Genomic DNA, 19436 nt, shown 5'->3' on the forward strand with positions numbered 1-19436 from the left:
CTGTTGAAGTGCATGAGCTGGGTGGTCGGAGAAGTCGTTCGCGTGTTGTTGCGTTGGTAGCTGTATTGCTCGCGGTGATGGTGGCCGCCGTCGGCTGCACGATCGGTGGCAAGGACGGACAAGGCGGTGCGGCGGCCGCCGAACCAGCGCTTGTTGCGACCGTGGTGTCGACGCCGGCACCCGGTACCAAAGACGTCAGCCCGGTCGCGCGCGTCTCGGTTGCGGTGACCCAGGGAACACTGGCCGACGTCAATCTCAGCAACGCGGCCGGTAAGGCCGTCGCCGGACAACTCTCGCCTGACAAGACGACGTTCACCGTCAGTGAGGCACTCGGCTACGGCACCACGTATTCGTGGTCGGGCTCGGCAACCGGAACCGACGGTAAATCCGTGCCAGTGCAGGGGAGCTTTACGACGGTCGCCCCGGAGTCGACCACCGGCGCCACCCTCAACATCGCCGACGGCCAGGAAGTTGGTATCGCGGCACCGATCACGTTGCAGTTCGACAACTCCGTCGTCGACAAGGCGGCCGTCGAGAAGGCGCTTGTCGTGACCACCGTGCCGCCCACCGCCGGATCGTGGGCATGGCTGGCCGACGACAACGGCGGATCACGGGCCCATTGGCGACCGGCCGATTACTGGGTGCCGGGCACAACTGTCCATCTGGACGCCAAGCTCTACGGCTTGAACTACGGCGGTGGCGCTTACGGCGACCAGGATCTCACGCTCGACTTCACGATCGGTCGTAGCCAGATCGTGAAGGCGAACGCGCCGAGCCACCGCATGCAGGTGGTGCGAGACGGTCAGACGATCATGGACATTCCCGTCAGCTACGGCGAGGGAAACGAACCTCGAAACGTCACGCGCAGCGGCATTCACATGGTGACGGAGAAGTACGAAGACTTCATGATGTCCAATCCGCCGTTCTACGAGAACGTGCGTGAGCGTTGGGCGGTGCGCATCTCCAACAACGGCGAATTCATCCACGCCAATCCTCAGACCACCGGGGTACAGGGCTCGTCGAACGTCACGAACGGTTGCATCAACCTGTCGACATCCGACGCGCAGGAATACTTCGGAACCGCCCTCTACGGTGACCCCGTCGAGGTGACCGGCACGTCGATCGACCTGTCGCCTGCGGACGGCGACATCTACGACTGGGCGATCGATTTGCCGACCTGGAAGTCGATGTCTGCACTGGCGTAAGTCTCTACTGCTGTGAACCGAGAAATCCGTCGACGAGCGGAACCATCCGGGCGTTGCTTGCGTCAATACAGGTAAGCGCTGTCGGCTCGGGGGAGTCCGACGGGGATTTCGACGTCAGGGGGCAGCGGTGGGCATTCCATTTCTGGAAGATGTGCTTGGCAGGATCTCCGAAGCGACGCATGCCGTCCCGTCCGGCGTGGCGGCGTTGCCAGTTGTCGGCGCTCCCATCGCGAGCGCAGTCGCTACATCTGCTCTGGTGCAATCCGTAACCGACGACCGCGGCGCGTTCGACGACGAGATGGCTGTTGCGACCGCCGACGCCGATGCAGAGCGCGCACGAGCCTGGGGTGAGCGCGATGCCCTCACGGCCCAGACGTCATCGCTCGAGTACAGCGAACATGCAATCGTGGACGACGATCCTTTCGATGCGATGTCGCACTCCGAAATCTTCAACCACGTCAACGAGATGAATCCGGCAACCCTGAGTGCAATCGGTGAGGCCTGGAAGGCCATTGCCGGCCGGGTGGAATCTGGCATCGGGAAGTTCCAGAACGATGTGAACGGTGCAATCACCGAAGGCTGGCAGGGGCGCGGCGGCTCGGCTGCGTTGGAAGCAGTGCTGGCCTACTCGGCTGATGCGGGTGAGCTGAAGGTGCGGGTCGATCTGATCTCGAACAAGATCGAGGAGGCGAAGATCGCACTCGACGAGGCCAAACGCTCGATTCCGGCACCCGACGGCGCCTCGACGGTCGAGAGGTTTCTCAGCCTGGTTCCCGGGGCTACGTGGAAGCAGGCCCAATACGAAGCGGAAGAAGCCGAACGTCAAGCGCGCCAGGTGATGAAGGACGTGTATCTGCCGTACATGAAGCGTGCGGACGACCAGGTGCCGATCCTCCCGGCCGCTTTCAATCCGGTCACCGGCAGTGGCGGGGCTGGAAGTGGCGGGGCTGGAAGTGGCGGCGCATTCGGTGGTGGTGGTTCCGGCGGAGGTATGGCCTCGGGAACGGGGAACGGGCTCGGCGCGCCATCGGCGTCGGGTGGCGGAGTTGGTGGAGGAGTGGACGGTGGAAACTCCGGCGGTGCAAATCCGGCCGGGGACGGTTCCGGTCAGAACCCTTCCAGCAGCAGTTCCGGAAATGGTGACAACCGTAGTGGTGTTGACGCCCAGGGGAATTCCGGTGCCGACGCCGCCCGGTCCGCAAACGATTCCGGCCCGGCCCGGACCACCGCGGCACATGCCGGTCCACTGTCCGCCGGTGCAGCGCCGGATGGCCTTGCCCGTGCAACTCCGAATGGTGCTCAGCTCGGTTCCGGTGTGCCGTCAGGCCCGGTGGGTAGCGGTTCGGGTGGAGGATCTGCCGGTGGAATCGGTACCGGCGGCTTCGGGCCAGGTGGAGCCCTCGGACCTGGCGGCCCTGGCGGCGGCGGTGGCCTCGCCGGTGGCGGACGTGGGGGAGTCAACGGAACTGGCGGTACTTCGGCGACGGGCGCGCAGAGTGGTCGGGGAGCGATGGGTGGCGTCGGCGGCATGGCACCGGGACGAGGGCAAGGGCAAGACGAAGACAACGTTCACGACACCCCCGGCTACCTCGTCACCGTCGAGAACGGCAACGCCCTGATCGGCGACCTACCCATGGTCTCCCCGGCGGTACTGGGCGAATGACCACCATGCAGTGGCAGTTCACCGGCCTCGAATTCCAGATTCTCTGGGAAGCGGTCGGACGTGACCGACTCCCGTACCCGCTGCGGTTTCGTCCGGCGGCCGACACCATGAACGAGCTGACAGCGGCGCGACGTCGAGCGGGAGCGCACCTGTCTGCCGTGCTCGACGATCGGCTGCATCACGTTCTCGGTGCTCTCGCGAATCCTGATGCTCGTGTGGAGGTTTCCGGTTTTCACGGGCAGAAAATGAGTACGGTGACGCGATTGCACGGTGTTGTTGCCGGCGACCTGGGTGTGCTCCTGACTCAACTGCCCGGCAGGACTGTCGACTGTGGCTCCGACGTGGTTTTCACCGTGGCACGCCCATCGGCAATTCCGCGGATGCTCGTCGATCACCTGCCGACCTGCCCCGCTGGATCGGAGCGTGGCGTGAGCATCGAAAGGCCGAAAACTGCCGGGAGGCAGAGCTTTCTGAGCAGCGCAGCCGGTGCGCGCGGAAGCGAGGAAGTGAGCAGATTCTTCGGCCGAGAGCGGACCTCGATCGGTGAAGTCACCGCATACCCGGGAGGAGCCGTCGACAGCAGGCCGACCGACGACGGAATAACGTTTCACTGGTACGACTATGCCGGCGACGGTCGGTACATCATCACCGCGGGTGAAACCGTGAGTGCCCGCGGCGCTTCCGCGGAAGTGACGGAGGCCGAGATTGCACGCAATCTCGACTCCGTCCTCCGTCAGTCGATTCGCCCGAGGCTCTAGCTGTTCGGTGCGATTCGAACTAGCTGGTGGTGCGATGGAACCGACCGGGGCTTGCCTGATCCCGCGGCTTGACGATGATCTGATCGAGGTTCACATGTGACGGCCGCGACGCGACAAAACCGATGATCTCGGCGATGTCCTGCGCCACCAACGGTGTGATTCCCTCGTACACCTTGTCGGCCTTGTCCTGATCACCCTCGAACCGGACGAGTGAGAACTCGGTCTCGACTGCTCCGGGCGCGATTTCGGTCAGTCGAACGGGCTTACCCAACAGTTCACCGCGCAATGTCCGATGAAGGACGGCTTGAGCGTGTTTGGCGGTGGTATAGCCCGAGCCGTTGTCGTATGCCTCCAGCGCGGCCACCGAGGTGATGGTCACGACCAGACCGTCACCCGAATCGATCAGCTTGGGCAGCAGTGCCTTCGTCACACGCAACGTGCCCAGGACATTGGTCTCCCACATCCACCGCCAGTCGTCCAGATCGGCGTCCAGGACTGTTGCCAGACCCTTTGCACCACCCGCGTTGTTGACCAACACGTCGACACGGGGGACCACGGCCGCGAACGCGTCGACGGAATCCTCGTCGGTGACGTCGAGTTCGAGAGCGGTACCACCGATTTCCTCGGCGATCTTCTCGAGACGATCGACGCGGCGAGCACCGATCACGACGTGGAATCCCTGAGCTGCCAGGGTGCGGGCGGTGGCCTCACCGATTCCGGAGCTGGCTCCGGTGACTACGGCGATGCGGGCATCGGAAGAAATGGTCATGATGCAATCGTAGGGCTAGTCGGCGGCATACTCTGCTTCCCGTTCGATGGATTCAATGTGACGACGCGGTACCTTGACCGGGCCAGGGGTGTAGGTGACGGCGCGCAGCGCGCCGCTGTACCGGAATGGTCCGTGGCGTCGTCGTACTTCCCACGACACAGGTCCTCTGGCGTCGACCCCGACCGAGATGCCGGTCCACGGCGCCATCCCGACCAGTTGTACTTGCCCGAGCAGTTGGCCCGCGTGAATGCCGTCGACGCTGACGTGGAGGTCCCAACGCAACCGCGGTAACACAGCCACGGACACGTCGATTCGCTTGGTGCCGACCGGCAATGGCCCCGCATCGGCCACGGAGTAGGAACCGAAGGCGTTGTATCCGAGATGCAGGTTGCCGTCCTCGACGTAGAGAAGATATCCACCTTGTGGATCCCCATGGGCGACAAGGACGCCGGCGTCGCCTTCGCGGTAACCGTCGAGTTCGATCGTGATGTCGAAGTCACGGAACCCGATCAGTTTGGATGAGCGGTAGCGCTCCAGTGGGGGCGTTCCCGCAAGTAGTCGCACCGGGCGTGAGAGTGCCTCCTCCTCCGGACGGCGAACCGCGCCGACGGTATTGCCCAGTAGAGGAAACACGGTGTTCGCCCACGCCGAGTGGTCCCAGGCCTCGGCGAGTTCGCGAACCTTGTCGGGAAACCGTGATGCGAGGTCGTCGAGCTCGGTCGGGTCGGCTCGGACGTCGAACAATTGCCAGTGCGGTTTGTCGATGTCAGCTGGAGCGAGCGCCAGCAGTTTCCATCCGTCCTTGTAGTAGCCGCGGATTCCGGTCACCTCGGTGTACTGCTCGGTGTGGGTACTCGGAGCGGTGGGTGAACGCAGAACCGGCGCGCTCGACACACCGTCGAACTCCTTGACCGGCAGCCCGTTTCGCACGGTGGGGGTTTCGATTCCGGCCAGTTCGAGAAGCGTCGGCGTCAGGTCGGTGACATACGCGAACTGGTCGCGGATCCCGTTGTCGCCCGCTTCGGGTTTCAATCCCGCGGGCCAGGACAGGAGGAAGGGAACACGGATCCCACCGGCAAAGGATTGCCCTTTGTAGAACCGGAAGGGGGTGTTGGACGTCTGCCCCCATCCACGTGGATAGTGCACGCCCAATTCAGGTCCGCCGATGAGGGATTCGTCGTGTGGGACATCGCCCACCCAGTCCGGATCCTGAATATGTGCGAACTGCGCGAAGTAGCTTCGAGTCCCGTCCGAACCGCCCTCGGCGGTGCCGCCGTTGTCCGAGGTGAAGACGATGATCGTGTTGTCGAGTTCGCCCAGTTCGTCCAGGGTGTCGACGATGCGTCCGACGCTCTGATCGATCGAGTCGACCATCGCCGCGTACACCTCCATGTAGCGGGCGAACCGAGACTGCACCTCCGGCGTGAGCGAATGCCATTCGGGCACGTCGAATCCGGGTTCGGAGTTACGCGGTGCCTGTCGTGTCCCCTCCGGAAAGAGTCCCTGCAGTAGCTGAGAGGCGAACCGCGACTCGCGGATTCGATCCCAGCCCTCGTCGTAGCGACCGCGGTATTTCGCCTGATCGGCGGGCTTGGCCTGTAAGGGTCCGTGCATGGCGACGTGTGCGAAGTAGAGAAAGAACGGCTTGTCCTGATCGTGGGCGCGAAGGTCCTTGATGTACCCGACAGCCTTGTCGGTCAGATCGTCGGTGAGGTAGTAGCCCTCGGGATACTCGTCGACGTCGACCACAGAATTGTCGGAGATCAGTTGATTGGGGTAGTAGAAGGAGTTGAGTCCTTCGAGTGAGCCGTAGTAGCGATCGAATCCACGCTGTGTCGGCCAGGAGTCACGACTTCGTCCCGGGGCGAGGTTTGCGTCGCGCACGAGATGCCACTTGCCCACCGCATAGGTCGCATAGCCCGCGCCGCGGAGGATTTCGGGGAGTGTCTGGACGTCGTCGGCCAATTCCAGACGCAGTCCGGGGTATCCCGGATCGGCGTTGGCAACAAATCCGTACCCGGCGCGGTGCGGATTGAGGCCGGTGAGAAGCGCGGCGCGCGACGGCGAGCAGAGGGGCGTCGTGTGATAGTTGGTCATTCGAATGCCCTGCGAGGCAAGGCGGTCGAGGGTGGGAGTCTCGATCTCGGAGCCGAACGGTCCGATGTCGCTGTATCCCATGTCGTCGATCAGAACCACGACGATGTTGGGTGATCCGAGAGGCGGGGTCGTGGCTGTGGGCCACGCCGGGGTCGAATCGGCTGCGGGTGAGTCATGAGTTGTTCGAGGCACCTTCTGCCGCAACTGCACCTTCGATAACCGAATACTCGGAAGCGTCGCCGGCGATACTGCGGCTTCGTTCCCCATGGATGTTGACCGGGATGTCGCCGGCAAGTGTGATGCGCTCCAGACGCCGGTACTGGTCGTCGTAGTCTGCGATCGCGTAATGCTGGGTGGCGCGGTTGTCCCAGATCGCGACGTCACCCGCTTCCCAGTTCCAGCGCGTCGTGTACTCGAGCTTGATGGCGTGATCCTGCAAGAGCTTGAACACACCGTTCGACTGTTCGGTGCTCAACCCGACGAAGTTCTTGACAAAATGTCCGAGGACGAGCGTGCGTTCTCCGGTTTCGGGGTGGACACGCACCACGGGGTGCTCCGTCTCGAAGTACGTGGACTGGAACTCCTCGCGATAGGCGGCCGTGCGATCTTCGGTGAGACGCTCGGCGCTGGTGGCCGCGTAATCGTAGACGTTCGTGTGGCGAGCCCAGAGGTTCTCCGCGAGCGCCTTGAGTGGATCCGGCAGTCCGTTGTACGCGGCCACCCCCGACGCCCACGTCGTCGAACCGCCGTATTCGGGCAGCTGCACCGCGCGCAGGATCGAAGCTTTGGGGATGCGATCGACGAAGGTGACGTCGGTGTGCCAACTGTTGGCCTTGCCCAGGTCCGAATCGATGGGCAGAACTTTTGCGCCGTGCGACTTCACCGTGGGGTGGGCAGTGGTCGGGGTGCCCAACAGCTGGGCGAACTCGTACTGCGAATCGTTGTCGAGGTGGTTCTGTCCGCGGAAGAAGATCACCTTGTGTTCGAGAAGCGCCTGTCGGATGAGTGAGATCGTCGCCGGATCGAGGTGCTCGCCGAGAGTGATTCCGTCGATTCGGGCGCCGATATGCGCGCCGAGGGGGGTGACAGTGCCGCGAGCGGCGCCGGCAGCCGCCCCGTTCGTTGATGCCGCGTCCGTGAGGGTCGGCTTGGCGAAAGCTGTAGACATGGTGCACCTTTCGTGGGGAGTGCACCCACCCAAACACGCGAGAATCCGCCTCGACAGGGTTGTGGTCAGTGTGATCGTTACCGCACCTGATTTGTGAATCTCGGTGAAGCTGCTACTTTTGGAGCCATGTCGACCGACCAGCCTGCCGCTTTGCGGGTCACCTATGTGACCGCTGCGCTTGGTTCGCGTCTGCCCTTGGCGCGAGAGCTGTGTTGTCGCCGCCGTTCTTTCTGCAGCTAATTTCTGCGCCTTTCCTGTCTTTCTCTTCGCTTGACCAGCGCAAAAGCTGATTTCGCGGTCGACAGAGATATGCGCCTTCTCCTCCTTCTGCAAGGGACAGCCATGTCGACACCCACAATCTCCGCCATTCCGAACATCCGATCGCGAACCGCGCTCTCGGGAACGCGGACCCGTACCCAGATCGTCGTGCCCGAACTGCGCATTGCCGACGGACCGTCCGCGACGGTGTTGCGCATTGCTCGATCCCGCGGGCCGCTCTCTCGCGATACCGCGGCGAAAGCGTCCGGACTGAGTATTGCCACCGTGAACCGGCAGGTCACGAGCCTGCTGGACCTCGGGATCCTGCGCGAACGCGCAGACTTGACAGCCTCCGGCGCCATCGGGCGTCCGCGGGTTCCGTTCGAGGTCAACCACGAGCCGTACTTGACCGTGGGCATTCATATCGGTGCCGTCGTCACCAGCATCATCGCCAGCGACATTCGTGGCAAGGTGCTCGGCGCCGTCGAGATTCCGACTCCCGCCACCAATTCTGCTGTCGCGCTTGCCACCATTGCACGCTCGGCCAAATCGTTTGCCTCACGGTGGCACAAGCGTCGTCCCCTCGCCGTCGGCGTGGCCATCGGCGGTCGCGTCGATTCGGCGACCGGAGTAGTCGATCACCCGCGCCTGGGGTGGAAGGGCGCCAAAGTCGGATCCATCATCGGAGCCGGCTTGGACCTTCCTGTATCAGTCGCCGCCCACGTCGAGGCGATGGCTGCGTCGGAACTTCTACTCAGCACCGACCGTGCCGAGGCCCCGACGCCGGGTACTACCGGGCTGTACTTCTACGCCCGTGAAACTGCCGGTATCGCAATCACTTTCGAAGGTCGAGTGCACACGCCGTCCAGCGGACCCGGTTCGATCGCGCACCTTCCGACGGGTTCGTCCGCACGGTGCACCTGCGGCGCCGTGGGTTGCCTTGAAGCAACGATCAGTGACCGCGCCGTAGTCGCGCAGGCTTTGTCTTCGGGCGCAGTGATCCAGGGCAGTGAGCGTGTCACGATCGCGGACGTCTACCGGGCTGCGTCGTCGGGTTCCATTCCGGCACACGAGCTTCTGGTTGATCGAGCACGCGTCCTCGGCCGGACGGTGGCAATGCTGCGTGACCTGTTCAACCCGGATCGTGTGATTCTGGGTGGTCAGGCATTCACCGACTATCCCGCCGGAGTGCCCCATGTCGCCGAGGCTTTCTCGACGGCATCCTCCTTGGAGCGTAAGGACATTCGAATTACCGGTTTCGGTAATCGGGTCCAGGAATACGCTTCCACGGTCGTGTCACTGAGTTCACTGTTTGCTGATCCCGCTGCGGCCATGCGTCGCGCGTCGGCCGTCTGACTGCGAAGAGGGTAGTCAGAGTTCCGGTCGATCCAAGACTCGCAACCATGATCCGTCGGACTGGCGGCGCGCGACCTGCGTGCGCCCGCCGGTTCCGTCGGAAGGCTTGGTCGAGGTCATGGCGAGGTCGCCGCTGATCACCGTCGGTAGAGATTCCTCGACGGTGAATCTCGGTGCAGCTGCCAGCATCTGAGAGATCACCTCGCGGATGGCTTGGCGGCCCACCGTGAGGGATCCGGGCGGGAAGGCCATCACCGCATCCTCCTCGTAGAGTGCGGCGACGGCGTCTGCGTCACCAGCGTTGGCGAACTGCACAAAAAGCTTCGCGATGTCTTCCGGGGTTCCGGCCTTCTGAACGTCATCTGTTGTTGTCATGCTTCCATCGTTCTAGCCCGCCGTCGATAAGTCCAAGATCTAGTTTGTCTCGCAGCTAGAATCAGCAGTTATGGAACTTCGGCAGCTCGAATACTTTGTCACGGTAGTGGAGGAAGCCAACTTCACTCGCGCCGCCGAGCGGCTTCACGTAGCCCAACCGGGTGTGAGTGCGCAGGTAAAACGGCTCGAACGTGAGTTGGGGCAGGAATTGCTCGATCGTAGTGGTCGAACCGTTTGTCTGACCGACGCCGGGCGAGCTGTCCTCCCGCACGCCTACGCTGCACTTGCTTCCGTTCAGAGCACCCGCGACGCTGTCGATGCCTTGAACGGACTGGTTCGGGGTTCCGTTTCGGTCGGGATGGTTACCGCCTGCGCTTCCGCCGACCTCACAGATCTGCTCAGTCGGTTGCACAACAAACACCCCGGACTGGACATTTCGCTGGCCGAGGACGATTCGCGCAGTTTGCTTGCCGGAGTGTTGGACGGAACCTTCGACATAGCCGTCATCGGGGTGGCGGGCAAGCTGCCGGAAGGGCTCGAATCGAGGGTGATCACCGACGAACGACTGGTGGCCGGAGTGGCGGCGGATCATCCGCTGGCCGAGGTGTCGTCTCTGCCGTTTGCCGAACTCGCGACGCAATCGGTCATCTGTCTGCCGGAGGGAACCGGCATCAGAACGTGTCTGGACTTCGCGTGCGCCGCCGCCGGCACCAAGCCGACGGTTGCGCTCGAGGCAAGCAACCTCGGCATCATCGTTTCATTGGCAGCGCAGGGGCTGGGAATGGCCGTGCTTCCGGAGTCGACAGTGGGGGAGTTGCATCGGATCGATCTCGAACCGGAAGCACGATCTCGGCTGGAATTGGTCTGGCGTTCGTCGGGCGGCAAGAATCCGGCGGCCTCCGCTCTCATCGATCTTGCGAGAGCTGTTCCCGCCGAGTGAGTTCGGCCTGCGCCCGATCCAATCCGCCGTGCTCGAGAGCAGCCAACCGTGACCTGTCCTTCCAGACTATGGTGCCGCGCCGGCGGACGATGACCGACATGGTTCCACCGAGATGCTCGAGCGCTCCTGGCACGTTTCGACGCTCGGCAGGTATCGGAACAGGAAGAATATGTGCGTCGGCGATGGGCGCGGTCCCGTCGATGTCGACGCTCCACTTCCGGCTGTAGCCGCGAAGAGTCCAGCGATCGTCGGACACCGTCGTCTCCACCTGTGACGTCAGCGGATTACCCAGCCGCAATACCGTTCCGTCCGGTAGCGCGGCAACGACGGCGGTGACTTCGGTGCGCAGAGGTCCGGCGCTGACCTGGCCGCCGGCAAACGCCACGCAGGCTCGCGGATCGGTGAACCCCTGTGCCTGTCCCCACCACCAGGATTCCGGGAATCCTCCCTTTCCCCAGTTCTTCTCGCCGTACACCTGTGCCCCGGTGAGATCCCAGTTCTGCCCGTCGATGACGGCGCTTCCCTCGACCCGGCCGCCGAGCAGCCACGGATGCCAGTATTGATTGAGTGCGGGAACTGATTGGAAGTAGCTCGATCCCCCGAAGCGGCGATGCGGCCAGAATCGCTGATTGCTGATCCGCACGTCGAGATGGCTGTCGCCGAAATCGACCTGCAGTCGATCGGCATTGCCGCGGAAAGCGTTGTCGGCGTAGGCCCCCAGGATCCGTGGATCGGCCGATCCGCTCGGATGTTCGGCGGTACGGAGGAATCCGCCTGGATGCGCCGCGAGACCGAGCGTCGACCAGTTGCCGCCGTCGGACTTGTTGATTCCGGCGAGCGCGATCACCACCCGTCCGCTGCCTGGCATCGTGAATCGCCAGAAGTAACCCTCCATCGCAACATCATGGGAGGCAAGCAGATTGCCGTACGGCAGGGTGGCACCCGAGGCGCGGTACGCGGGACGCTTCACGGTCCCAATACTGCCTGTGATGCGGTGACCTGAGCGACGAGGCGGCCTTCGTCGTCGCGAATCTCGGTCACGACCGCGACGGTGCTGCGCCCCGCATGCAATGGCCGGGCGGTTGCGGTGACCGTGCCCTTGCGCACCCCGCGAGTGAACACGGTCGACGAACTGGTGGTGGAAGTGCTTGCACCGGGCGGAAGATTGAGGAATGCACAGACGGCGCCGACGCTGTCTGCCAGCGTCATCAAGGCGCCGCCGTGCATTCCGTTGCCGGCGGTGGTGCGGTGGCTGTCCCAATCCAGATGGCCGACAACCTGTTCGGGTGCCGCGCTGTCCAACTGAATTCCGGTGTGAACTGCAAAAGGCATGCTCGCGACAAGTTGTTCGAGGTCCATGCCTACCGATGGTAACGAGCCGCCGAAACCTCCGTCGGGACTTCGGTTTATCGAGGGCGGTGACTTCAGAGGGGAAGGGCGGTTTCGGACAGACCTTCCGGCGCGTTGCGGCGACGGAACCACTCGGTGCCGAATGCCGCGGCGAGCTGCTCCGTCGGCATTTCGAGGAACGGGCCGAAATCGCCGACCTGCGTCGCGTGCGCGTACATGGCCGCGCGCTTGGACGAGATCACCGAACTGACATCGACGGCGGTGGTGAGTTGGTCTGCCGGAAGCCCGAACGATTCGATGTCCGGCGGCTGCGCCTCTTCGGTCCACTCGGGGTTGGCCTGCATCAGCATCTTCATGTGATCGCGGTTGGTGGACGCCTCGTAGACGAACGGCGTGCCTGCGAGTTCTGCGGCCCGGACGCCGACATGGTGGACCTGGATGTGATCCGGGTGCCCGTATCCGCCGTTGGGGTCGTAGATGGTCAGGACATCGGCGTTCTCTTCACGAAGTACCTCGGCCAGACGCTCGGCGGCCTTCTCGACGTCGACGTTGCAGAACGCTTCCGGATTCTCGTTCTCGGGCGTACCCACCATCCCGGAATCCGGGTAATGCAGGGACACGACGCGATTGGCGCCCAACGCGTCGGTGGACGCCTCGAGTTCACGGCTGCGGCGCTGAGCCAACGTCTCGTATTCGTCCAACAGGCCGTCGGGGAATTCACCGAGAGCACCGTCGGTAGCGGTGACGACTACGACGCGGTGACCTGCGTCGGCGGCCATTCTCATCACGCCACCCGTAGTGAAAACTTCGTCATCGGGATGGGCGTGGAAACACACCAGGACACTCATTCGCGCAATCGTAAGGCAAGTTACCGACAGGTCAACCCGAGCGCACAGTGAAAACGATTTGTCGAGTCGGCCTCGGCTCTGTGAACCTTGTTCAGTGCACGAGAAGCTGACATGAGCGAATCCACCAACAAAGGCCTGCTGAGCGCCTACCGCGAGATCTTTGCCGCCCCCGGATCGGTCGCCTTCTCAGCCGCCGGATTTGTCGCAAGGCTGCCGATCGCCATGATCGGCATCGGAATCGTGACGATGATCTCGCAACTTCGTGGTGACTACGCGCTCGCCGGCGCGCTCGCCGCGGTTTTTGCGCTCTCGTCGGCGATCATCGCGCCCGCGGTCTCACGTGCGGTCGACCGCTTCGGCCAGCGTGCGGTCCTGCCGATTGCCGCAGCCGTGAGCGTCACGGCGATCGGGGCGCTCTTGCTCGCAGTGCGGATGGAAGCTCCCGATTGGCTGCTTTTCGTTCTGGTCGTCCCCGGCGGCGCCACCCCGACGATCGGCGCGATGATCCGCGCCAGGTGGGTGGCGATCTATGTCGGAAAACCTCAGCTGCGCACCGCCTTCGCCTTCGAATCCGTGGTGGACGAACTCTGTTTCGTGGCGGGCCCCGTCATTTCGGTCGGCCTGAGCATCGGGCTCTTTCCCGAGGCGGGACCCCTGGCGGGACTGATTCTGCTGGTCACCGGAACCCTGCTGCTGGTCATACAGCGCGGAACCGAACCGAAGGTGCATCCGCGCCGACCCGGCCGCGGACGGTCGGTTCTCGGTAACCACGTGATGTGGATCGTCATCGTGATCATGGTGATGCTCGGAACGATCTTCGGCGTCATCGACGTCGGCGCCATCGCGTTCACCCAGGAACAGAATTCGCCGGGATCCGCGACGCTGGTCCTCGCGCTGTTCGCCGGCGGCTCGGGAATCGCGGGACTGATCTTCGGGTCGATGCATCCGGCGCGATCGCTGCGCGGTCAACTGATGATCGCGTCCTCCGCGGTCGCCGTTCTCAGCGTCCCACTACTCCTGGTCGGAAACGTGGCCGCACTCGCGGGTGCATACGTGCTGGCAGGGGCGACCGTCGCACCGACGCTCATCATCGCGACAGCCCTGGTCGAACAGATCGTCCCCCCGGAAAAGCTCACGGAGGGAATGACCCTGACGGTCACCGGCCTCGGCGTCGGCGTGGCGCTCGGGTCTGCGCTGGCCGGGCAACTGATCGACCGCTACGACGTCTCGTCGGCGTACATGCTCGCGGTCGGCGCTGCAGTCGCAGCCTCTATCGTGACGGCATGTCTATTCGTGAAGCCGTCAGCGTCGACGGCACGTCCATCGTCTATCGAGTAACCGGAAATTCGGCGGGGACCCCGCTGGTGCTGCTGCACGGCTGGGCTCAGTCGTCGCAGTGCTGGGGCGAGCAGGTCCTCGCGGACCTGGCTGCGGACTACCGCCTGATCGCTGTCGATCTGCGCGGCCACGGTTACTCCGATGCTCCCGAAACCGGATACGACGACTCCGCGAACTGGGCCGGCGACGTCGCGGCTGTTCTCGCGGCAGAAGGCGTCACCGAGAACGCGATACTGCTCGGCTGGTCGTACGGCGGTCTGGTGATCTGCGATTATCTGGCAGCGCACGGAACCGGCGCGGTGGCGGGTGCGGTTCTGGTCGGTGCGATCACCAGCATCGGCCGCGGGGAGAAGGGCGGCAAGGTCGGCTCGGCGATGCGTAGCGCGGTTCCCGGCGCGATGTCCGAAGATCCCCGCGAGGCGATCAGGGCACTCGGCGCTTTCGGTAACGCTCTCACCGGCCCACCCGAGGGCAAGGGTGCAGCGTCGCAGGCCTTGTTCGGGTACAGCCTCTCGACTCGTCCGCGGGTGCGCGCAGCATTGTTCAACCGTGCTGTCGGTCACGACGACTTGCTTCGCAACCTGGATATCCCCGTTCTCGTTCTGCACGGAACCGAGGACTCCGTCGTCGACGTGAGTGCAGGTAAGCACGCCGAGGAGCTGATTCCCAAGTCCCAGGCGTCGTACTGGGAAGGCTGCAATCACGGCCCGTTCGTGGAGGATCCGACACGATTCGTGTCCGAAGTGCGAACCTTCATCTCGAGCCTCGGTTAGAGTTCGCGCCCGGTGAGGGGGCAGTATGGAGTCGTGACGCCCATGCACATTTCGCGCCCTCGCCGGGTGGCCGTTCTCTCGGTCCACACCTCGCCATTGGCGCAACCCGGCACCGGTGACGCGGGTGGGATGAACGTCTACGTTCTGCAATCCGCGATTCAGCTCGCCAAACGTGGCGTCGAGGTGGAGATATTCACCCGCGCGACGTCCTCGGCCGACGCACCCGTGGTGGACGCCGCTCCCGGAGTGCGGGTTCGGAACATTGCAGCTGGTCCCTTCGAAGGGCTGGACAAGGCGGATCTGCCGACTCAACTGTGTGCCTTCGTCGCGGGCGTTCTACGGGAGGAAGCGCGACACGAGCCCGGGTACTACAGCCTGATCCACTCGCACTACTGGTTGTCCGGGCAGGTCGGCTGGCTGGCTCGCGACCGTTGGGGCGTTCCCCTCGTACACACTGCACACACCCTCGCGGCGGTGAAGAATCTTTCGCTTGCCGAGGGAGACACCCCGGAGCCGGCAGCACGTCAGATCGGCGAGCAGCAAGTAGTCGCCGAGTCCGATCGCCTGGTCGCCAACACCACCGACGAAGCCAAGGCGCTGCACGAGTTGTACGGCGCAGATCCCACGCGTATCGACGTCGTGGCTCCCGGCGCCGATCTCACCCGCTATCGACCGGGCGATCGCGATTCAGCCCGCGCGTCGTTGGGGTTGGACCCGGGCGAGATCGTCGTGACTTTCGTCGGCCGCATCCAACCGCTCAAAGCGCCGGACGTTCTGCTGCGTGCTGCAGCCGAAGTGATCAGCCGCAGGCCCGGGTTGCCGCTGCGCATCCTCGTCGTCGGTGGCCCGTCCGGAACTGGTCTCGCGCGGCCGGACGTGCTGATCGAACTTGCACGATCACTCGGTATCACCGCGCAGGTGACGTTCTTGCCACCGCAGGCACCGGAGCGTCTCGCCGATGTCTACCGTGCCTCGGATCTGGTTGCGGTGCCGAGCTATTCGGAGTCCTTCGGGTTGGTCGCCATCGAAGCTCAAGCCTGCGGAACTCCCGTGATCGCCGCCGACGTCGGCGGACTGGGAGTAGCCGTACGCAACGGGGAGACAGGCCTGCTGGTTCAAGGACACCGCACCGAAGACTGGGCCGGCGCCCTCGAATCTTTGGTGACAGCGCCGACGCGCTTGGCCGAACTCGCCGCGCAGGCACCGCGTCACGCCGAGAATTTCTCGTGGGAACACACCGCGGACGGTTTGCTCGAGAGCTATCGCAAAGCCGCAGTCAACTACAACAACGGAACCGGTCCAAGCGACTTCTCGCCCCGCCGTGCGCGGGGTCTGTGGCGTCTGCGCCGGACCGGGGGAGTGCGTACATGAGCAGCATTTCGGACACCATCGAGCAGGCCCTCACCGAGCGCGAACTCGAATTCACCAGAAAAGACGACGCGCATTTCATCGTCGAACTTCCCGGTGAACACAAACTCAAGACGTCGACTCTGCTCACCGTCGGCAATCACGGTGTGCGGGTCGAGGCCTTCGTGTGCCGCAAGGTGGACGAGAACTTCGAAGGCGTCTACAAGTTCCTGCTCAAGCGCAACCGCCGTCTGTACGGGGTGGCGTACACACTCGACAAGGTCGGGGACATCTACCTGGTCGGCAAGATCGCGGAGCATGCCGTGACCGGCGATGAACTCGACCGAGTGCTCGGTCAGGTTCTCGAAGCCGCCGACGGCGATTTCAACGTCATCCTCGAACTCGGCTTTTCCTCTTCCATCAAGCGTGAGTGGGCGTGGCGGGTGTCGCGAGGCGAGTCGCTGGCGAATCTCGAACCGTTCAAGCACCTCATCGAGGAAGAGCCCGCGCAGAGCTGATCGAGCGGGGTGAGACACATCGCGGATGTGTCACGTAAAGTGGCCTTTACTTGTGACTGTCGTCACGGAATAATACTGTTCCCGTGAGTCACAGTAAGTTGGTCACACCACCCCGCCGCGCAACTTTTCGAGGAGCACAGTGAGCTTCAAGAGTCCGTTCCCCGACGTTGAAATCCCCAACCTCAGCGTCTACGACTTCCTGTTCGGAAATACCGACCCCGCAGACCTCGACAAGACGGCATTCGTCGAGGGCAGTTCGGGCGCAGTCACCACATACGCTTCGCTGATCGCACAGATCAACGGCGTTGCAGGCGCTCTCGCAGCGCGCGGACTCGCCGTCGGCGACGTGGTCGGGCTGCATTCGCCCAACGTCCCGGCCTTCGGTTCCGTCTTCCACGGCATCCTTCGTGCCGGTGGCGTCGCGACCACGATCAACGCGCTCTACACCGCCGAGGACATCGCCAAGCAGCTCACCGATTCCAAGGCCAAGTTCCTCTTCACCGTCTCGCCGCTCCTGCCGCAGGCAAAGGCAGCTGCTGACCTGGTCGGTATCCCGGCTGAGAACGTCTTCGTGCTCGACGGTGCCGAAGGCCATCTGTCGCTGCGAGATCTGCTCGGCGAGGGCGCAGCGGCGCCCGAGGTCTCCTTCGATCCGGCCACCCAGCTCGCGGTGCTGCCGTACTCGTCTGGCACCACCGGCCGACCCAAGGGGGTCATGCTCACCCATCGGAACCTCGTGGCCAACGTCTGCCAGATCATTCCGCGGATGGGCATCGAGACCGACGACAAGATTCTCGCGGTCCTGCCGTTCTTCCACATCTACGGCATGACTGTCCTGCTCAACGCTGCGCTCTACCGCCGCGCGAGCCTCATCACGATGCCGAAGTTCGATCTCGTCGAGTTCCTGCGGATCGTCGCCGAGCAGAAGTCGACGTACATCTTCGTCGCACCGCCCGTTGCCGTCGCGCTGGCAAAGCACCCGCTCGTCGATCAGTACGACCTCTCGAGCGTGCACACCATCTTCTCCGGTGCGGCCCCGCTCGACGCGGCGCTCGGCAAGGCCGTCGCCGACCGGTTGAATTGCCACGTCCGCCAGGGCTACGGCATGTCCGAGATGAGCCCGGTCTCGCACGCGATCCCCTTCGATCGTGACGACATCGCCCTCGACACGTGCGGTCCGACCATCGCCAACATGGAATGCAAGCTCGTCGACCCCGGAACGGGCGAAGAGGTCGCGTACCCGGCTCTCGGCTCGGACGGCGTCAGCGAGCCCGGCGAACTGTGGTGCAAGGGCCCGAACATCATGCTCGGCTACCTCGGCAACGACCAGGCCACCAAGGACACCCTCGACGACGACGGTTACCTGCACACCGGTGACATTGCGACCGTCGACGGCGACGGCGTCGTCAAGATCGTCGACCGCCTCAAGGAACTGATCAAGTACAAGGGCTACCAGGTTCCCCCGGCGGAACTCGAGGCCTTGCTGCTGACCCACCCGCAGATCGCCGACGCCGCCGTGATCGGCGTGCTCGACGCCGAGGGCGAAGAGGTCCCGAAGGCATTCGTCGTGCTCCAGGGCGGCGCCGAGTTGACCGAAGCCGATGTGATCTCGTTCGTCGCCGAGCGAGTCTCGCCGCACAAGAAGGTTCGCCAGGTTTCGTTCATCAGCACCGTGCCGAAATCCGCGGCCGGAAAGATCCTCCGTAAGGATCTGCGAACTGCGGAAGTAGCCCCGAGCTGATTTCCGGACAGGGTTGATCAAGAAGGGTTCCGGTACTCGTGCCAGGATGAACGCCATGAGTATCGGAACCCTGGTCCTGCTCCGCCACGGCGAGAGCGAATGGAATGCACTCAATCTGTTCACCGGCTGGGTGGACGTACACCTGACAGACAAGGGCATGGCCGAGGGCAAGCGCGCCGGCGAACTGCTCGCCGAGCACAACCTGTTGCCCGACGTTCTCTACACGTCTCTGCTGCGCCGCGCGATCAGCACGGCCAACCTCGCACTCGACGCCGCCGATCGCCACTGGATCCCGGTACTGCGCGACTGGCGTCTCAACGAGCGCCACTACGGCGCTCTGCAGGGCAAGAACAAGGCGCAGACCAAGGAAGAGTACGGAAACGAGCAGTTCATGCTCTGGCGCCGTAGCTACGACACCCCGCCGCCCGCCATCGAAGCCGGCAGCGAGTACAGCCAGGACACCGATCCCCGGTACGCGAACCTCGACGAGGTTCCCTTGACCGAGTGCCTGCTCGACGTCGTCAAGCGTCTGATCCCGTACTGGGAGGACACCATCTCCCAGGAGCTGCTCGCCGGCCGGAACGTGCTGGTCACTGCACACGGCAACTCGCTGCGTGCATTGGTCAAGCACCTCGACGGCATCTCGGACGAGGACATCGCGGGCCTGAACATCCCGACCGGAATCCCGCTGCGCTACGACCTCGACGAGAACCTGAAGCCGCTCAATCCCGGCGGCACCTATCTGGATCCGGAGGCCGCAGCTGCCGGCGCCGCCGCGGTGGCGAATCAGGGCGGAAAGTAGCAACCCGATGATGTGCGTCGAGGCCCCCCGAACAGTGTTTTCGGGGGGCCTCGGCCAACAACAGATGAACGACGAACCAACGCCGTCCACCTGGCGGATTACGCGGGCGGGAACGTCCGAACCCGCCGTA

18 protein-coding genes are annotated in these 19436 nt (G+C 63.9%); 11 read left to right on the forward strand and 7 right to left on the reverse strand.

Going from position 1 to position 19436, the window contains the following annotated elements; all coding sequences use genetic code 11:
* Positions 1-8: 8 nt before the first annotated feature.
* From AC1DVN_RS17595 to AC1DVN_RS17605, 3 genes are all read left to right on the forward strand, one after another.
* Positions 9-1205 carry a L,D-transpeptidase gene (locus tag AC1DVN_RS17595; protein WP_477994075.1) on the forward strand — a complete coding sequence of 399 codons (1197 nt, stop codon included), beginning with the start codon at positions 9-11 and terminating at the stop codon, positions 1203-1205.
* 127 nt (positions 1206-1332) lie between these two features.
* On the forward strand, positions 1333-2868 hold the full coding sequence (locus AC1DVN_RS17600; RefSeq protein WP_172933294.1) for a hypothetical protein: 1536 nt from the start codon (positions 1333-1335) through the stop codon (positions 2866-2868).
* Complete coding sequence (locus AC1DVN_RS17605; protein WP_172933295.1) at positions 2865-3626, forward strand: ESX secretion-associated protein EspG; 762 nt, start codon at positions 2865-2867, stop codon at positions 3624-3626. Before AC1DVN_RS17600 ends, AC1DVN_RS17605 begins: the two co-directional genes overlap by 4 nt.
* 19 nt (positions 3627-3645) lie before the next feature.
* Here the strand turns inward: AC1DVN_RS17605 and AC1DVN_RS17610 are convergent, their stop codons facing one another.
* The 3 genes from AC1DVN_RS17610 to AC1DVN_RS17620 are packed head-to-tail and all read right to left on the reverse strand — an operon-like array spanning position 3646 to position 7660.
* Positions 3646-4395: an SDR family NAD(P)-dependent oxidoreductase gene (locus AC1DVN_RS17610; RefSeq protein ID WP_003942076.1), complete on the reverse strand. Its 750-nt coding sequence runs from the start codon at positions 4393-4395 to the stop codon at positions 3646-3648.
* 15 nt (positions 4396-4410) lie between these two features.
* Complete coding sequence (locus AC1DVN_RS17615; protein ID WP_477994076.1) at positions 4411-6759, reverse strand: arylsulfatase; 2349 nt, start codon at positions 6757-6759, stop codon at positions 4411-4413.
* Positions 6665-7660 carry a TauD/TfdA dioxygenase family protein gene (locus AC1DVN_RS17620; protein WP_020968920.1) on the reverse strand — a complete coding sequence of 332 codons (996 nt, stop codon included), beginning with the start codon at positions 7658-7660 and terminating at the stop codon, positions 6665-6667. Before AC1DVN_RS17620 ends, AC1DVN_RS17615 begins: the two co-directional genes overlap by 95 nt.
* Positions 7661-8002: 342 nt before the next feature.
* On the opposite strand from AC1DVN_RS17620, the gene AC1DVN_RS17625 reads away from it, so the two are divergent.
* Complete coding sequence (locus AC1DVN_RS17625) at positions 8003-9274, forward strand: ROK family transcriptional regulator (protein ID WP_020906761.1); 1272 nt, start codon at positions 8003-8005, stop codon at positions 9272-9274.
* Positions 9275-9289: 15 nt separating this feature from the next.
* On the opposite strand, the gene AC1DVN_RS17630 is transcribed toward AC1DVN_RS17625, so the two are convergent.
* Entirely contained in the window at positions 9290-9649 is a 360-nt protein-coding gene (locus AC1DVN_RS17630) for a YybH family protein (protein WP_019744400.1), read from the reverse strand.
* 70 nt (positions 9650-9719) lie between these two features.
* Here AC1DVN_RS17630 and AC1DVN_RS17635 point away from each other — a divergent pair, with 70 nt between their 5' ends.
* On the forward strand, positions 9720-10589 hold the full coding sequence (locus tag AC1DVN_RS17635) for a LysR family transcriptional regulator (protein ID WP_029254832.1): 870 nt from the start codon (positions 9720-9722) through the stop codon (positions 10587-10589).
* Here the strand turns inward: AC1DVN_RS17635 and AC1DVN_RS17640 are convergent.
* From AC1DVN_RS17640 to AC1DVN_RS17650, 3 genes are all read right to left on the reverse strand, one after another.
* Entirely contained in the window at positions 10555-11559 is a 1005-nt protein-coding gene (locus tag AC1DVN_RS17640) for a tocopherol cyclase family protein (RefSeq protein WP_019744398.1), read from the reverse strand. The genes AC1DVN_RS17635 and AC1DVN_RS17640 overlap by 35 nt on opposite strands.
* Positions 11556-11948, reverse strand: a complete 393-nt coding sequence (locus tag AC1DVN_RS17645; protein ID WP_003942017.1) for a PaaI family thioesterase — start codon at positions 11946-11948, stop codon at positions 11556-11558. The genes AC1DVN_RS17640 and AC1DVN_RS17645 overlap by 4 nt, the downstream gene beginning before the upstream one ends.
* Before the next feature lie 65 nt (positions 11949-12013).
* On the reverse strand, positions 12014-12787 hold the full coding sequence (locus AC1DVN_RS17650; RefSeq protein WP_019744397.1) for a PIG-L family deacetylase: 774 nt from the start codon (positions 12785-12787) through the stop codon (positions 12014-12016).
* A gap of 111 nt (positions 12788-12898) precedes the next feature.
* Between AC1DVN_RS17650 and AC1DVN_RS17655 the strand changes: the two genes are divergently transcribed.
* The 6 genes from AC1DVN_RS17655 to AC1DVN_RS17680 all read left to right on the forward strand — a co-directional run bounded on the left by AC1DVN_RS17655 (position 12899) and on the right by AC1DVN_RS17680 (position 19306).
* Positions 12899-14125 (forward strand): MFS transporter, encoded by a 1227-nt coding sequence (locus AC1DVN_RS17655; RefSeq protein ID WP_019744396.1) that lies wholly within the window; start codon positions 12899-12901, stop codon positions 14123-14125.
* On the forward strand, positions 14071-14898 hold the full coding sequence (locus tag AC1DVN_RS17660) for an alpha/beta fold hydrolase (RefSeq protein ID WP_020906763.1): 828 nt from the start codon (positions 14071-14073) through the stop codon (positions 14896-14898). The genes AC1DVN_RS17655 and AC1DVN_RS17660 overlap by 55 nt, the downstream gene beginning before the upstream one ends.
* A 42-nt stretch (positions 14899-14940) precedes the next feature.
* Positions 14941-16269 (forward strand): D-inositol-3-phosphate glycosyltransferase, encoded by a 1329-nt coding sequence (gene mshA, locus AC1DVN_RS17665; protein WP_019744394.1) that lies wholly within the window; start codon positions 14941-14943, stop codon positions 16267-16269.
* Positions 16266-16763 carry a type III secretion system chaperone family protein gene (locus AC1DVN_RS17670; protein WP_003941943.1) on the forward strand — a complete coding sequence of 166 codons (498 nt, stop codon included), beginning with the start codon at positions 16266-16268 and terminating at the stop codon, positions 16761-16763. Before mshA ends, AC1DVN_RS17670 begins: the two co-directional genes overlap by 4 nt.
* A gap of 139 nt (positions 16764-16902) precedes the next feature.
* Positions 16903-18504 (forward strand): AMP-binding protein, encoded by a 1602-nt coding sequence (locus AC1DVN_RS17675; RefSeq protein WP_019744393.1) that lies wholly within the window; start codon positions 16903-16905, stop codon positions 18502-18504.
* 46 nt (positions 18505-18550) lie between these two features.
* Positions 18551-19306, forward strand: a complete 756-nt coding sequence (locus AC1DVN_RS17680) for a phosphoglyceromutase (protein ID WP_477994077.1) — start codon at positions 18551-18553, stop codon at positions 19304-19306.
* The last annotated feature ends 130 nt before the right edge of the window (positions 19307-19436 follow it).

It is taken from the genome of Rhodococcus sp. P4_E4 (assembly GCF_056401575.1).